Below are 13,495 nucleotides of genomic sequence, written 5' to 3' on the forward strand. Positions count from 1 at the left end.
CCGGACCGGGCCTGACGCCTACGGGCGGAAGGCGTCCGCGTGGTCGCCGGCCCATTCCGCGAAGGTGCGGGCCGGGTGGCCGGTGAGCTCCTCGACCGTCCGCGTCAGGGGCACCGGCCGGCCGTCGTGCGAGGCCCAGTAGGAGAGCAGGGCGTCGGCGAAGGTCTCCGGAAGGTAGTCGGCGACCGACTTCTTCCACTGCTCGGGGGTGACGGCGGCGGGGGTCGCGGCCTGGCCCGTCACCTCGGCGAGTATCGCCAGCTGCGCGGTGAAGTCGAGCGACTCGGGGCCGGTCAGCAGGTACGAGGAGCCGCGCAGCCGGGGCTCGGTCAGCACCGCGAACGCGGCCTCGGCGACGTCCTTCTCGTGGATCGGATCACCGTGCGACCCGGGGTACGGCAGCTCCACCGGGCGCGAGGCGGTGATCGCCCACGCCCACTGCAGGGCGTTCGTCGCGAAGGCGCCCGGCTGGAGATGGGTCGCCTCGAACGCGCCGTCGGCCGCGGCGGTCGCGAGGGCGCGCTCGACGGCCAGGTGGGAGGCGGCGATCGGGTTCTGGGCGGCGTCGGGGGCGAGGACGGAGCTGGAGGAGAGCAGGGCGACGTGCCGGACGCCGGCCGCCCGGGCCTGCGAGACGAACGCGTCGATGTGCGAGGCCTCGGCGTACAGGAAGACGGAGTCGACGCCGTCGAGGGCGGCTTCGAAGTGCGTGGGATCGGAGAGGTCGCAGCGGACGGTGTCGACGCCGTCGGGTGGTGAGAGGTCCGCGGGGTTCTTGGACGCGGCCCTGGTCTTGATGCCGGCGCCGTGGAGCAGTTCGAGGAGGGCGGAGCCCACGCGGCCGCGGCATCCGGTGACGAGAACGGTCATGACAGGGGTCCCTTCGACGAGGCTGTCCTCACGCAGTCGGTTGCGCAAGGAAGAATCTGTGTCACGCAGATAAATATCCGTGCGCGGCCTCCGCTCGTCAACCCTGATAAAACCCCGACACCCCGCAGGCGCGCCCCGGCCCCTGGGATACCGTCCCGATATGAAGATCATCGACCTCGAGCCCGGCGACCCGCGCCTGGAAGCCGACCTGCTCCCCGTCCTGCGCGAGCTGCGCCCGCACCTCACGCCGGAGCTCTTCCGCGACGTCTTCCGCAACGGCCACCCCCAGGGCCTGCGCTTCAGCGCCGCCTACGCCGAGGACGGCACCTGCGTGGGCGTCGCCGGCTGGCGGATCATCGACAACACCAGCGCGATCCGCAAGCTCTACGTCGACGACCTGGTCACCGCCGCCACCGCCCGCTCCACCGGCGTCGGCCACGCGCTCCTGGCCTACCTGGAGCAGCACGCCCGGGACACCGGCTGCCACGAGCTCAACCTGGACTCCGGCACCCACCGCACCGGAGCCCACCGCTTCTACCTGCGCGAGCGCCTCGACATCGTGGCCTTCCACTTCACCAAGTCACTGACCACCGACGGCGCGGACGGCCCGGCCGCCTCGGACGCCTAGCGGGATTCGGCCGCCTAGCGGGCTTCGGCGGGCCGGAGCGCCTCCAGGTCCAGGCGCCAGTCGTTGCAGCGCAGCGGATGGCCCGGCGGGTACTCGAACGCGCGCTCACCGAGCAGCTCGAAGCCGGCCTTGCGGCACACCGCGTTCGACGCCCCGTTGTCCGTCGACGGGAAGGCGTGCAGGAAGCGGTGCGTGCGCTCGGCCCGCGCCAGCTCCGCCACCGCGCGCGTGGCCGCCGTCGCGACACCCCGCCCCTGAAACCCCGGAAGCACCATCCAGCCCGTCTCGTACACCGGCTCCCCGTCCCAGGTCTGCTTCCAGAAGCCGATGCTGCCGACCACGACCTCCTCGGGGAGCAGCACGATCCGGAACATCAGCCCCGCGCTCGTACGGTCGGCGCTCAACCGCACATACCGCTCGTGCCGCTCGACGAGCGCCTTCTCGGTCTCGGGGCCGCCGAGGTGCTCCATGAGCTCGGGCGCGTTCATGGCGCGCAGCAGACCGAAGTCCTCCTCGGACCAGGGCTCAAGTCGTACCGGCGAGGCGTGGGTGTCCATGGCCGCACTGTAGGTCAGGGCTCGGACATCCGGCGGGCGTATGCGGTCGGCGGTACCCCGACCGTCGCCGTGAAGTCCCGTACGAGATGGGCCTGATCGCTGTAGCCGAGCTCGGCCGCGAGGCCGGCCCAGTCCAGTGCGCCCTGTGACTCGGCGGACTCGGCACGCTCCAGGGCCTCGTGGATGCGGTAGCGCAGGATGACCCATTTCGGGCCGACCCCGACGCAGTTCGAGAAGAGTCGCTGGAGCGACCGGCTCGACAGCCCCTCTGTGCGGGCCAGTTGGGAGACCCTGCGGATCGTACGGTCCGTACGGACCAGGTCCACCAGCGCCATCGCCTGGACGGCCTGCGGGTCGGGCTCGGGGCCGCGGGCCAGCAGGAAGGCGTCGAGGGCCGCCACGCGCGCGTGGTCGGGCTCCGGGGTGAGAACGGCGGCCACGGAGGCGTCCCCCGCGCCCGCGAACACCTCGTCGAGCGGGACGCGCCGGCCGGTCCACGCCGACACCGGCCGTCCGGGGGCGAACGGCCGGAAGCCGCCCGGCCGGAACTGCACCCCGCAGACCCGGCCGACGCCCATCAGCTTCTTCGTGAAGAGTTCCAGCCCGATCCCGGAGACCTCCCCGGAGGAGTCCTCCCCGTACCGCTGGAAGACGACGTTCACGGACGGATGCGGGACGACATGGCTGGCGTACGGCTCGGAGAGGTCCCAGTCGATGAACCAGTAGTGCTCCAGATACGGGCGCAGCTCCGGCGCCGGACCGTGACGGCGGAACCGGACGCGGGTGAGGAGCTCGGCGGCGTCGACGATGCCGCGGGTGTCGCGGCGCGGACCGGAAGCAGTCATGCCGCGCACCCTAGGCGGCGGCCGCGCTCACCGCAGGCGGCCCGCGGACCCCACGGAGAGGCGGGAGACGACCTGGCCGAAGGCGTGTTCCTCGGCCGGGGTGAGCGACACGGTCTCCTGGGGGTGCCAGACCCGCTCCAGCGGCGCGGCCGCCTGCGCGCGGCGGGCACGGGAGCGCAGTCCCAGCGCCACCCACACCGCGGCGGAGACGGCGAGCAGCCCGACGAGGGTGATCACACGGGGGTCCGAGAACTGGCCGGGCAAGGACGACATGGCTGACTCCAGGGAGCGAGGCCGGCACGGCGGGCGCGCCCTGGCGGACGGCGCGTGCGTACGGCGCTGACGATTCCTACTACTTCCTCCCGACCTGTTCAGTTAACACGATGATGGGGGACTTTCGGCAGGGGGTTCGGGACCGAAGTCCCGTCCCGCCCGGGCGGTGCGAGGCCCTCTTGTGTGGGCCGGGGAAGCGCTCCAAGGTGGCGGGAGAGGGAGCATTCCGGCCGGGGAGGGAGCAGCCGCATGTCGGACGCAGGGGCGTGGGGGTTCACCGACGACAGGGGCGTGGCGCTGACCGCCGTACACCGGCCCGAGCGGGTGGTGGCCTATGTACGGGCCGGGGCGGCGCTGCTCGACCTGGGGGTGACGCCGGTCGCGGTGTACGGCTCCGGACACGACGGCGAGGTGCTCGATCCGGTCAAGGCGGGTGGTCTTGCGGCGGCCGGAGTGCCCTACCTGGGGCCGGGGCGGACCCTGGACGAGGAGGCCGTGCGGAGCCTGCGCCCCGACCTGATCGTGGATGTCACCTACGACGGGAAGAGCGCGTACGCGCTGGACGAGGGCGTCCCCGGGCGGCTCGGGGTGAGCGCGGCGGTGCTTTCCGTGGGCAACGAGCTGAGCCTGTCGGCGATCATCGGGCGCTTCGGTGAGCTGGGCGCCTCTCTGACAGGGGCCGACGGCCCGGGCCCCGACGTCGTCGCCTCCGCCGAGGCGGTCCTGCGGTCCGTCGCCGCGCGCACGGACGTCGGCGTCCTCGCCCTCTCCGGCGCGGGCCCCGACCAGGTCCACCTGGCCCGGCCGCACGCCTGGCCCGAGCTGGCCCGGCTCCAGGAGCTCGGCGTCCGCCTGCTCGATCCCGGCCCCGGCGCCGGCGCGAACTGGCTCACCGCCGACTGGGAGCACGCGGCCCGGCTCGACCCGGGCCTGGTGCTCCACGACAGCCGCGCCAACGCCGTGGGCCCCGACGTCTTCCCGCCCGTGGGGCACGCGCGCGTGGCGCCGTGGAACCCGGAGACGCCGCCGAGCCCGGCGGCGTACGCCCGCTTCTTCGCGGACCTGGCCGCATCGCTTCAGGAGAAGTAGGCCGGGGTTTCGACGCTCCCGCCCAGGCGGGCCCGCAGGGAGCTCGCGAACTCCTCCGCGCGGGACAGTTGGGCGTGGAGTTCCGCGACCCGTTCGGTGGCGGCCCGCTCGTACCGGCGCACCCGTGCGACCAGGGCGGACCGCTCCTCGGGCAGCAGTTCGGCGTCCGTGCCGGGGCGGTCCGCGGCGAGGCGGTCCACCGCCGCGAGCAGGTCGCGGGTCTCGTCGATCGTGAAGCCGAGCGGCTTCATCCGGCCGATCACCATCAGCCGGTCCACATCGGCGTCGGTGTAGAGCGGGAAGCCGCCCGGGGACGAGGCGGACGGGACGACCAGGCCGGTGTCCTCGTACTGGCGGATGGCCCGCAGGGACAGTTCCGTCCGTGCGGCGACCTCGCCGATCTGCATGGGTTCGCCGGCCAGGCGCAGTCTGCTCACGATGTCCGTCCTTCCTCGTGCGGGCACCGACGGGCGCGGCTCCCGCTCAGTTCATTCTGTTTGTCCTAACTTCAGCACTTATGAGAGCTGGAAGTGTGGCGAAACGCCTGCTGGTGGGCCGGCCATTGGACAGCCGCTGCACGACCAGAGCGCGCTGCGGCTCAAGACCCGCTGTGACCCTACGGCCAGACCAGGCAGTACGGCTGGTGTCCCGCCTCGTGCAGGCGGACCGAGAAGTCCTGCCACTCGTGGAGCAGCTGGTAGACGTTGAAGGCGTCGCGCGGGCCGCCGCGGTCCGGGACCGTGGACCATATGAAGGCCGCCGCGCCGACCGATTCCTCGCCGATGCCGCGCAGCGGGTCGACCACGGTCATGGGCAGCTTCACCACGGCGTAGTCGGGATGGAGGACGACCAGTTCCAGCGGGGGCACCTTGTGCAGGGGCATGCCCTGGATGCCCGTGAGGACCATCGCGGCTATGGTCTCGGGCTTGATCTTGGTGAACATGCCGCCCATGCCGAGCTCGTCGCCGCCCAGCTCCTCCGGGCGCATCGAGATCGGGACGCGGGCCGCCGTGGCGCCGTCGGGTGCGCCGAAGTACTTGTACGTCACCCCCAACCGGCCACTCCCGCCCCCCGTCGTGGGTCCCGTGGGTCCCGTGGATGCCCCGGATCTCGTGGATTCCGAGGACTGCGTGGGCTCTTCCGTACGCCGTCGCCGGTGCCGCCCCCGCCGGGCAGGCTCCGGACCCAGATCGTCCGTCCCCTCGCCCAGTTCGCCACCGCGATGCATATCTCCACCCGACTGCTTTTTAGGCAACACGACCCCCGCCGCGCAACCCGATCATCGTGACAGTGACCTCCCCCACGCTCTCGCGGTGAAACACCTGTCCGCAAGAACGTCCGGCCCTCTGACACCATGGATTCCGTGAGCCATCCCTATGACGCCCCAGTTTCGCAGACGCGGAGGACCGACGCCCCGGCGTAATTCACAGGGTGCCCACGCCGTCTCTCCGTACTCGCAGACTTACTCGCAGGTCAGGACCACAGTGCCGTATTCATACGAAGCCCCAGTCTCACAGACGCTTTTCGACCGCGCGTCCCTCGTGACGCCCGGCGGCGTGAACTCACCGGTGCGCGCATTCCGGGCCGTGGGCGGTACGCCCCGGTTCATGGTGTCCGGTACCGGCCCGTACCTCACCGACGCGGACGGTCGCGAGTATGTCGACCTCGTCTGCTCGTGGGGACCGATGATCCTCGGCCATTCCCACCCCGAGGTCATCGCCGCGGTGCAGGCCGCCGTCGCGCGCGGCACCTCGTTCGGCACGCCCGGCGAGGGCGAGGTCGCCCTCGCCGAGGAGATCGTCGCCCGGATCGAGCCCGTCGAGCAGGTTCGGCTGGTTTCCTCCGGTACGGAAGCCACGATGTCGGCGATCCGGCTCGCCCGCGGCTTCACCGGCCGCGCCAAGGTCGTGAAGTTCGCCGGCTGCTACCACGGGCACGTGGACGCGCTGCTGGCCGCGGCCGGCTCCGGTGTGGCCACCTTCGGTCTGCCCGACACGCCCGGCGTGACCGGCGCGCAGGCCGGCGACACGATCGTGCTGCCGTACAACGACCTGGAGGCCGTGCACGAGGCCTTCCACCGGCACCCGGGCGAGATCGCCTGTGTGATCACCGAGGCCTCGCCGGGCAACATGGGCGTCGTCCCGCCGCTGCCCGGCTTCAACCAGGGCCTGAAGGACGCGTGCGAGAAGAACGGCGCGCTGTACATCTCCGACGAGGTCATGACCGGCTTCCGGACCTCCCGCGCCGGCTGGTACGGCGTCGACGGGGTGAAGCCCGACCTGATGACCTTCGGCAAGGTCATGGGCGGCGGCTTCCCGGCAGCGGCCTTCGGCGGCCGCGCCGACGTCATGGGGCACCTCGCCCCGGCGGGCCCGGTCTACCAGGCGGGCACCCTCTCCGGTAACCCGGTCGCCACCGCCGCCGGTCTCGCGCAGCTGCGTCTGCTGGACGCCGCCGCGTACGAGAAGGTCGACGCGGTGTCGAAGGAGATCCAGGAGCTCGTCACCGGCGCGCTCACCAAGGAGGGCGTCGCACACCGGCTGCAGACCGCCTCCAACATGTTCTCGGTCTTCTTCACCTCCACCGAGGTCCGCAACTACGACGACGCGAAGAAGCAGGAAGCCTTCCGCTTCAACGCCTTCTTCCACTCGATGCTGGCGGACGGGGTCTACCTGCCGCCGTCCGCCTTCGAGTCCTGGTTCGTGTCCACGGCCCACGACGAGCGCGCGATCGAGCGGATCGCCGCCGCGCTGCCCGCCGCCGCCCGCGCCGCCGCGGAGGCCACCGCATGACCGGGACGACCGGGACGACCGGGTCCAGCGGCAGCGACATCACCGTCGTCCATCTGGTGCGGCACGGCGAGGTGGAGAACCCCGACGGTGTCCTCTACGGCCGCCGCTCCGGCTACCACCTCTCCGAGCTCGGCCGGCAGATGGCCGACCGGGTCGCCGAGCACCTGGCCGAGCGGGACATCACGTACGTCGTGGCCTCGCCGCTGGAGCGGGCGCAGGAGACGGCCCAGCCGGTCGCCAAGGGCCACGGCCTGGACCTGGCCACGGACGAGCGGCTCATCGAGGCGGCCAACGTGTTCGAGGGCAAGACCTTCGGCGTCGGCGACGGCGCCCTGCGCAAGCCGGGCAACTGGAAGCACCTCACCAACCCGTTCAAGCCGTCCTGGGGCGAGCCGTACATCGAGCAGGTCGTCCGGATGATGGGCGCCCTGGACGCGGCGAAGGACGCGGCCCGTGGTCACGAGGCGGTCTGCGTCAGCCACCAGCTGCCGATCTGGATCGTGCGGAGCTTCGTCGAGAAGCGGAAGCTGTGGCACGACCCGCGGCGGCGCCAGTGCACGCTGGCCTCGCTGACCTCGTTCACGTACCAGGGCGACAAGATCGTCTCGGTCGGCTACAGCGAGCCGGCCCGTGACCTCGTCCCCGCGCATCTGCTCGCGGGCGCGAAGCCGGTCAAGGGGAAGGCGAAGGCCTTCGGCGCGTAACGCTCCGCGGGGAGACCGGCAGGAATCCCGCGGGCCGGCCGTGGCTGGTCGCGCAATCCACGGCGCCCCTACCGGGGCACGGTAGCCGTCAGGGTGTTCGACGTGCCCTCCCTCGGGTACACCCCTCAGGGCGATCGGATGACATGAAGTCATCTGGTCGCCCTGAAATTTTTGTGCTATTTCCCGGAACCTCCGTGTTCCTCCCGGCATCTCACTCATTGTCGGATTGGATGACCTTGCGGTCATACGTCAGCGCGAATGGGGATGTCATGCGCGGGATCAGTCGAAGGAGTCTGCTGGGAGCGGGCGTTGGAGCCGCGGCGGCCATCGGGATCGCCGGATGCAGTGCCAACAGCAAGGACAAGTCGGGCAATTCCGGACCGGGTAAGGGTGGCGACGCCTCGGGAGCCCCGAGCGGGCCCGCACCCACCGAGAAAGAGGCCCGGCTCATCGGTGACGGTTCCACCGCCGACACCGGAAAGCAGCCGAACCAGCCCGACGCCCCCGTGCCGCTCGAACCGGGTCAGACCCCGCCGCAGTTCGTGATCTTCTCCTGGGACGGCGCCGGCGAGGTCGGCAACGGCCTCTTCCCGCGCTTCCTCGAACTCGCCAAGAACCACGACGCCGCGATGACCTTCTTCCTCTCCGGGATCTACCTCCTGCCGGAGTCCAAGAAGAACCTCTACCGCCCGCCGAACAACCGCGTCGGAGCCTCCGACATCGGCTACCTCACCGACGACCACATCAAGGACACCCTCAAGAACGTCCGCCAGGCGTGGCTCGACGGACACGAGATCGGCACCCACTTCAACGGCCACTTCTGCGGCGGCTCGGGCTCCGTCGGCAACTGGACGCCCGCGCAGTGGCAGAGCGAGATCGACCAGGCGACGAAGTTCGTCACCGAGTGGAAGACGAACAGCGGCTGGACCGACCTCGACCCGCTGCCCTTCGACTACAACAAGGAACTCGTCGGCGGCCGCACCCCCTGCCTCCTCGGCCAGGACAACCTGCTGCCCACGGCGAAACGGCTCGGCTGGCGCTACGACGCCAGCTCCCCCGGCGGTCGCCAGATGTGGCCGGTCAAGCGCCAGGGGATCTGGGACCTCCCGCTGCAGGCCGTGCCCTTCCCCGGCCACTCCTTCGAGGTCCTGTCCATGGACTACAACATCCTCGCCAACCAGTCGAAGAACACGACCAAGGGCATGCCCTCGCGCTACCCGGGCTGGCGCAAGCAGGCCACCGAGGCCTATCTCGCCGGGTTCACCCGCGCCTACGAGTCCAACCGCGCGCCCTTCTACATCGGCAACCACTTCGAGCAGTGGAACGGCGGCATCTACATGGACGCCGTCGAGGAGGCCCTCAAGGGCATGGCGGGCAAGAAGGACGTCCGGCTCGTCTCGTTCCGGCAGTTCGTGGACTGGCTGGACGTCCAGGACCCCAAGATCCTCGCCAAGCTCCGTACGCTCGAGGTCGGACAGTCCCCGGCCGGCGGCTGGAGTACCTTCCTGCGGCCCGCTTGACCCCGACATGCCCTTTAAGCCCCCTTGACAAGGGGCTTTACGGGCACTCAGGGGGGTGCCCAAGATCCCCCAAACGCCCATGCGAAACTTTTCACATGAGCCTTAGCCGTGCCTCTCGACGCACCCTGCTCGCCGTCGGAACGCTGTCGGCCGCCCTCGCGCTGTCGGCCTGCACATCGGACAACAACGGCAAGTCCGGCGGCGGCGGTGGAACCAACTTCGTGACCAACACGGGGGGTGTCTCCACGGTCGCCAAGGGCGAGCGCAAGGCGACCAACACGATCGCGGGCGACACCCTCGAGGGCGAGCAGCTCGACATCGCCGACCTCAAGGGCAAGGTCGTCGTGCTGAACGTCTGGGGCTCCTGGTGCCCGCCGTGCCGCGCCGAGGCCCCGCACTTCACCAAGGTCGCGAACGAGCTCAAGGCCAAGGGCGTGGAGTTCGTCGGGATCAACACCCGCGACTTCAACAAGCAGCCCGCGCTCGCCTTCGAAGAGGACTACAAGGTCCCGTACCCGAGCCTCTACGACCCGGCCGGAAAGCTCATCGTCAACGGATTCCCCAAGGGCACGCTCAACCCGCAGGCGATCCCCTCCACCGTCGTCCTCGACAAGGACGGGAAGATCGCCGCCCGCTCCCTCATGGCCCTCGACGAGAAGAAGCTCCGCTCGATGATCGAGCCGCTTCTCGCGGAGAAGTGATCCGGTGAACGAGACGGTCTTCAGCGGGGCCCTGCTCCTTGCCCTGCCCATCGCCGTCCTCGGCGGTCTGGTCTCCTTCTTCTCGCCGTGCGTCCTGCCGCTCGTCCCCGGCTATCTGAGTTACGTGACCGGCGTCACCGGCACCGACCTGGCCGAGGCCAAGCGCGGCCGGATGGCGGGCGGCGCCGCGCTGTTCGTGCTCGGCTTCACCGTCGTCTTCGTCTCCGGAGGCGCCCTCTTCGGCGGCTTCGGCAGCGCCCTGCAGACGCACCGCGACATCATCTCCAAGGTGCTCGGCGCCCTGACCATCCTTCTCGGCGCCTTCTTCATGGGCGCGATGCCCTGGCTCACCCGCCGCGAGTTCCGCTTCCGCAAGCGCCCGGTGACGGGACTGCTCGGCGCCCCCATGCTCGGTGTGCTGTTCGGCCTCGGCTGGGTGCCCTGCATCGGCCCGACCCTCGCCGCCGTCCTCGCACTCGCCTCCAACGAGGCCAGCGCCGGCCGCGGCGCCCTGCTCACGGTCGCCTACTGCGTGGGCCTCGGCCTGCCCTTCATCCTCACCGCGATCGCCTTCCGCCGGGCGCTCGGCACCTTCGGCTGGGTGAAGCAGCACTACGTCTGGGTCATGCGCATCGGCGGCATCATGCTGATCGTCACCGGCCTGCTGCTCGTCACCGGAGCCTGGGATGGCATCGTGTCCGAGATGCAGTCCTGGGCCGCCGACTTCACTCCGGGGATCTGACCCATGAGCAACACCAGCCCGAACGAGACCGACGAGCGCGAAGACCTGAGCGCCGCGGGCTCCCAGCTCTCCACCGCACCCACGGAGGAGACCGCCGTCGGCGGCCCCACCCTCGGGGTCGTCGGCTGGATCCGCTGGTTCTGGCGCCAGCTGACCTCGATGCGGGTCGCGCTGATCCTGCTCTTCCTGCTCTCCCTCGGCGCGATCCCCGGCTCACTCATCCCGCAGACCAGCGCGGACGAGCTGAAGGTGCAGACCTTCAAGGAAGCCCACGAGACGCTCACGCCGATCTACGAGAAACTCCAGCTCTTCGACGTCTACAGCTCGGTGTGGTTCTCCGCGATCTACATCCTGCTCTTCGTCTCCCTCATCGGCTGCATCGTGCCGCGCAGCTGGCAGTTCGTCGGCCAGCTCCGCGGCCTGCCGCCCGGCGCCCCCGGCCGCCTCACCCGGCTGCCCGCGTACACGACCTGGCGCACGGAGGCCGAGCCCGAGCAGGTCCGCGAGGCCGCGCTCGCGCTGCTCAAGGGCCGCCGCTTCCGCGCGCACACCGTCAAGGACGCCGTCGCCGCCGAGAAGGGCTATCTGCGCGAGGCCGGGAACCTGCTCTTCCACATCGCGCTGATCGTGATGCTGGTCGCCTTCGCGTGGGGGCAGCTGTTCAAGTCCGAGGGCGGCAAGCTGATCGTCGAGGGCGACGGCTTCTCCAACACCCTCACCCAGTACGACGACTTCAGGTCCGGCTCCCTCTACAGCACCGATGACCTCGCCCCGTTCAGCTTCCAGCTGGACAGCTTCACCGGTACGTACGAGAAGAGCGGCCCGCAGCGCGGCACCCCGCGCACCTTCGAGGCCGCCGTCACGTACTCCGAGCCCGGCGGCAAGGACAAGAAGGCGGTCATCCGCGTCAACGAGCCGCTGCAGGTCGGCGGCTCCAAGGTGTACCTGATCTCCCACGGGTACGCGCCCGTGGTCACCGTCAAGGACGGCCGGGGCAAGGTCGTCTTCCACGGAGCCGTCCCGCTGCTGCCGTTCGACAACAACATCACCTCTACCGGCGCGATCAAGGTGATGGACGGCTACCGCGACAAGAACGGCAAGAAGGAGCAGCTGGGCTTCCAGGCCTTCTTCGTGCCGACCTTCGCCGGCGCCGGCAAGGGCGACATGTTCTCGCAGTTCCCGGCGCTCGACTTCCCCGTCATGGCGCTCACCGGCTTCCACGGCGATCTGCGCGTGGACTCCGGACTGCCGCAGAACGTGTACCAGCTGGACAAGTCCAAGATGACCCAGTTCGAGGTCGAGGGCGGCACCGGCAAGGCCAACCGGCTGCTGCCCGGCGAGACGATGACGCTGCCCGACGGTGCCGGCTCGATCACCTTCGAGAAGGACATCAAGGAGTGGGCGAGCTTCCAGGTCTCGCAGCAGCCCGGCAACGGTCTCGCCCTCGCGGGCGCGATCGCCGCGATCGCGGGCCTGAGCGGCTCCCTGTTCATCCAGCGGCGCCGGGTCTGGGTCCGGGCCGTTCGGGGGAAGGACGGCGTCACCGTCGTCGAGATGGCGGGTCTTGGCCGGAGCGAGTCCGCCAAGCTCCCGGAGGAGCTGGCCGATCTCGCGGTCACGCTCAACGCACAGGCGCCGACCGCGCCCGAACCTGCCACAGCAGAAGCCGAAAGGGCTGAGAAGTGAATCTCGCCGCCGTGAGTCTCGCCGCCGAGACCAACGAGAGCCTGGCGCAGATGAGCAACACGCTCATCTACTCCTCGATGGCCGTCTACACCCTGGCCTTCCTGGCGCACATCGCCGAGTGGGTGTTCGGCAGCCGCAGCAAGGTCGGCCGGACGGCCGCCGCGCTGACCGTCGACACCCCGGCTCCGGCGGTGTCCGTCCAGGTCAGGCAGGCCGGCGGCACCGCCGTCCTGGACAAGCCCAAGGTCGTCACCCGCTCCGGCGCCGGCGTCCGTGACGTGCCCGACGGTCCCGGCGCGGCCGGCGGCACGGTCAAGGGCGATCTGTACGGCCGTATCGCCGTCTCGCTCACCACGCTCGCGTTCCTGGTCGAGGCGGGCGGTGTGATCGCCCGCGCGATCGCCGTGCAGCGCGCCCCCTGGGGCAACATGTACGAGTTCTCCACCACCTTCTCCACCGTGGCGGTCGGCGTGTACCTCGCCTTCCTGCTCGCGAAGAAGAACGTGCGCTGGATCGGTCTGCCGCTGGTGACGACCGTCCTGCTGGACCTGGGCGTCGCCACGACCGTGCTGTACACCGAGAGCGACCAGCTCGTTCCCGCGCTGGACTCCTACTGGATGTGGATCCACGTCTCCACGGCGATCTTCTGCGGCTCGGTGCTCTACCTCGGGGCCGTCGGCACCCTGCTCTACCTCTTCCGCGACTCCTACGAGAACAAGCTCGCGAACGGTGGGAAGCCCGGCGCCTTCGCCCGCTCGGTCCTCGAGCGGCTGCCGTCGGCGGCGACGCTGGACAAGTTCGCGTACCGGGTCAACGCGGCGACGTTCCCGCTGTGGACGTTCACGATCATCGCGGGCGCGATCTGGGCCGGCGACGCGTGGGGCCGCTACTGGGGCTGGGACGCCAAGGAGGTCTGGGCGTTCATCACCTGGGTCGGTTACGCGGCGTATCTGCACGCCCGCGCGACGGCCGGCTGGAAGGGCCGCAAGGCCGCGTACATCGCCCTCATCGCCTTCGGCTGCTTCCTCTTCAACTACTACGGCGTCAACATCTTCGTGACCAGCAAGCACTCGTACGCGGGCGTCTGA

The 13,495-nt window shown here is 70.3% G+C and carries 15 protein-coding genes; 9 read left to right on the plus strand and 6 right to left on the minus strand.

What is annotated here, in order from left to right:
• Window positions 1-18: 18 nt before the first annotated feature.
• On the minus strand, window positions 19-870 hold the full coding sequence (locus ABZ939_RS32580) for an NAD(P)H-binding protein (protein WP_361863333.1): 852 nt from the start codon (window positions 868-870) through the stop codon (window positions 19-21).
• 160 nt (window positions 871-1,030) lie between these two features.
• Here ABZ939_RS32580 and ABZ939_RS32585 point away from each other — a divergent pair, with 160 nt between their 5' ends.
• Window positions 1,031-1,498 (plus strand): GNAT family N-acetyltransferase, encoded by a 468-nt coding sequence (locus tag ABZ939_RS32585; protein ID WP_361863335.1) that lies wholly within the window; start codon window positions 1,031-1,033, stop codon window positions 1,496-1,498.
• A gap of 14 nt (window positions 1,499-1,512) precedes the next feature.
• Here the strand turns inward: ABZ939_RS32585 and ABZ939_RS32590 are convergent, their stop codons facing one another.
• The 3 genes from ABZ939_RS32590 to ABZ939_RS32600 are packed head-to-tail and all read right to left on the minus strand — an operon-like array spanning window position 1,513 to window position 3,173.
• Window positions 1,513-2,055: a GNAT family N-acetyltransferase gene (locus ABZ939_RS32590; protein WP_361863338.1), complete on the minus strand. Its 543-nt coding sequence runs from the start codon at window positions 2,053-2,055 to the stop codon at window positions 1,513-1,515.
• A 14-nt stretch (window positions 2,056-2,069) separates the two neighbouring features.
• A complete protein-coding gene (locus tag ABZ939_RS32595) occupies window positions 2,070-2,900 on the minus strand; it encodes an AraC family transcriptional regulator (RefSeq protein ID WP_361863341.1) in 831 nt (276 codons plus the stop codon).
• Window positions 2,901-2,927: 27 nt separating this feature from the next.
• On the minus strand, window positions 2,928-3,173 hold the full coding sequence (locus ABZ939_RS32600; protein WP_361863344.1) for a hypothetical protein: 246 nt from the start codon (window positions 3,171-3,173) through the stop codon (window positions 2,928-2,930).
• Window positions 3,174-3,422: 249 nt separating this feature from the next.
• On the opposite strand from ABZ939_RS32600, the gene ABZ939_RS32605 reads away from it, so the two are divergent.
• Entirely contained in the window at window positions 3,423-4,262 is an 840-nt protein-coding gene (locus ABZ939_RS32605; RefSeq protein WP_361863347.1) for an ABC transporter substrate-binding protein, read from the plus strand.
• Here the strand turns inward: ABZ939_RS32605 and ABZ939_RS32610 are convergent.
• Both ABZ939_RS32610 and ABZ939_RS32615 read right to left on the minus strand, forming a co-directional pair.
• Window positions 4,250-4,684: a MerR family transcriptional regulator gene (locus ABZ939_RS32610; protein WP_361863472.1), complete on the minus strand. Its 435-nt coding sequence runs from the start codon at window positions 4,682-4,684 to the stop codon at window positions 4,250-4,252. The two genes, ABZ939_RS32605 and ABZ939_RS32610, sit on opposite strands and share 13 nt — an antisense overlap.
• A 194-nt stretch (window positions 4,685-4,878) precedes the next feature.
• Window positions 4,879-5,490, minus strand: a complete 612-nt coding sequence (locus ABZ939_RS32615; RefSeq protein WP_361863350.1) for a hypothetical protein — start codon at window positions 5,488-5,490, stop codon at window positions 4,879-4,881.
• Window positions 5,491-5,746: 256 nt separating this feature from the next.
• Between ABZ939_RS32615 and hemL the strand changes: the two genes are divergently transcribed.
• From hemL to ccsB, 7 genes are all read left to right on the plus strand, one after another.
• Window positions 5,747-7,054 (plus strand): glutamate-1-semialdehyde 2,1-aminomutase, encoded by a 1,308-nt coding sequence (gene hemL / locus ABZ939_RS32620; protein WP_361863352.1) that lies wholly within the window; start codon window positions 5,747-5,749, stop codon window positions 7,052-7,054.
• Window positions 7,051-7,758 carry a histidine phosphatase family protein gene (locus ABZ939_RS32625; RefSeq protein ID WP_361863355.1) on the plus strand — a complete coding sequence of 236 codons (708 nt, stop codon included), beginning with the start codon at window positions 7,051-7,053 and terminating at the stop codon, window positions 7,756-7,758. The genes hemL and ABZ939_RS32625 overlap by 4 nt, the downstream gene beginning before the upstream one ends.
• Before the next feature lie 269 nt (window positions 7,759-8,027).
• Window positions 8,028-9,278, plus strand: coding sequence for a hypothetical protein (locus ABZ939_RS32630; RefSeq protein ID WP_361863358.1), 1,251 nt, complete (start codon window positions 8,028-8,030; stop codon window positions 9,276-9,278).
• Between the two features lie 95 nt (window positions 9,279-9,373).
• A complete protein-coding gene (locus ABZ939_RS32635; protein WP_361863361.1) occupies window positions 9,374-9,979 on the plus strand; it encodes a TlpA disulfide reductase family protein in 606 nt (201 codons plus the stop codon).
• Window positions 9,980-9,983: 4 nt separating this feature from the next.
• Window positions 9,984-10,721, plus strand: coding sequence for a cytochrome c biogenesis protein CcdA (locus tag ABZ939_RS32640; protein WP_361863364.1), 738 nt, complete (start codon window positions 9,984-9,986; stop codon window positions 10,719-10,721).
• Between the two features lie 3 nt (window positions 10,722-10,724).
• Window positions 10,725-12,407, plus strand: a complete 1,683-nt coding sequence (locus tag ABZ939_RS32645; RefSeq protein WP_361863367.1) for a cytochrome c biogenesis protein ResB — start codon at window positions 10,725-10,727, stop codon at window positions 12,405-12,407.
• Window positions 12,408-12,418: 11 nt separating this feature from the next.
• Window positions 12,419-13,495 (plus strand): c-type cytochrome biogenesis protein CcsB, encoded by a 1,077-nt coding sequence (ccsB, locus tag ABZ939_RS32650; RefSeq protein WP_361863370.1) that lies wholly within the window; start codon window positions 12,419-12,421, stop codon window positions 13,493-13,495.

It is taken from the genome of Streptomyces sp. NPDC046712 (genome assembly GCF_040645695.1).
Classification (GTDB): Bacteria; Actinomycetota; Actinomycetes; order Streptomycetales; family Streptomycetaceae; genus Streptomyces.

Coding starts and splice junctions, on each gene's coding strand:
- ABZ939_RS32580 (WP_361863333.1), bottom strand. CDS start 870: ATGACCGTTCTCGTCACCGGATGCCGCGGCCGCGTGGGCTCCGCCCTC.
- ABZ939_RS32585 (WP_361863335.1), top strand. CDS start 1,031: ATGAAGATCATCGACCTCGAGCCCGGCGACCCGCGCCTGGAAGCCGAC.
- ABZ939_RS32590 (WP_361863338.1), bottom strand. CDS start 2,055: ATGGACACCCACGCCTCGCCGGTACGACTTGAGCCCTGGTCCGAGGAG.
- ABZ939_RS32595 (WP_361863341.1), bottom strand. CDS start 2,900: ATGACTGCTTCCGGTCCGCGCCGCGACACCCGCGGCATCGTCGACGCC.
- ABZ939_RS32600 (WP_361863344.1), bottom strand. CDS start 3,173: ATGTCGTCCTTGCCCGGCCAGTTCTCGGACCCCCGTGTGATCACCCTC.
- ABZ939_RS32605 (WP_361863347.1), top strand. CDS start 3,423: ATGTCGGACGCAGGGGCGTGGGGGTTCACCGACGACAGGGGCGTGGCG.
- ABZ939_RS32615 (WP_361863350.1), bottom strand. CDS start 5,490: ATGCATCGCGGTGGCGAACTGGGCGAGGGGACGGACGATCTGGGTCCG.
- ABZ939_RS32625 (WP_361863355.1), top strand. CDS start 7,051: ATGACCGGGACGACCGGGACGACCGGGTCCAGCGGCAGCGACATCACC.
- ABZ939_RS32630 (WP_361863358.1), top strand. CDS start 8,028: ATGCGCGGGATCAGTCGAAGGAGTCTGCTGGGAGCGGGCGTTGGAGCC.
- ABZ939_RS32635 (WP_361863361.1), top strand. CDS start 9,374: ATGAGCCTTAGCCGTGCCTCTCGACGCACCCTGCTCGCCGTCGGAACG.
- ABZ939_RS32645 (WP_361863367.1), top strand. CDS start 10,725: ATGAGCAACACCAGCCCGAACGAGACCGACGAGCGCGAAGACCTGAGC.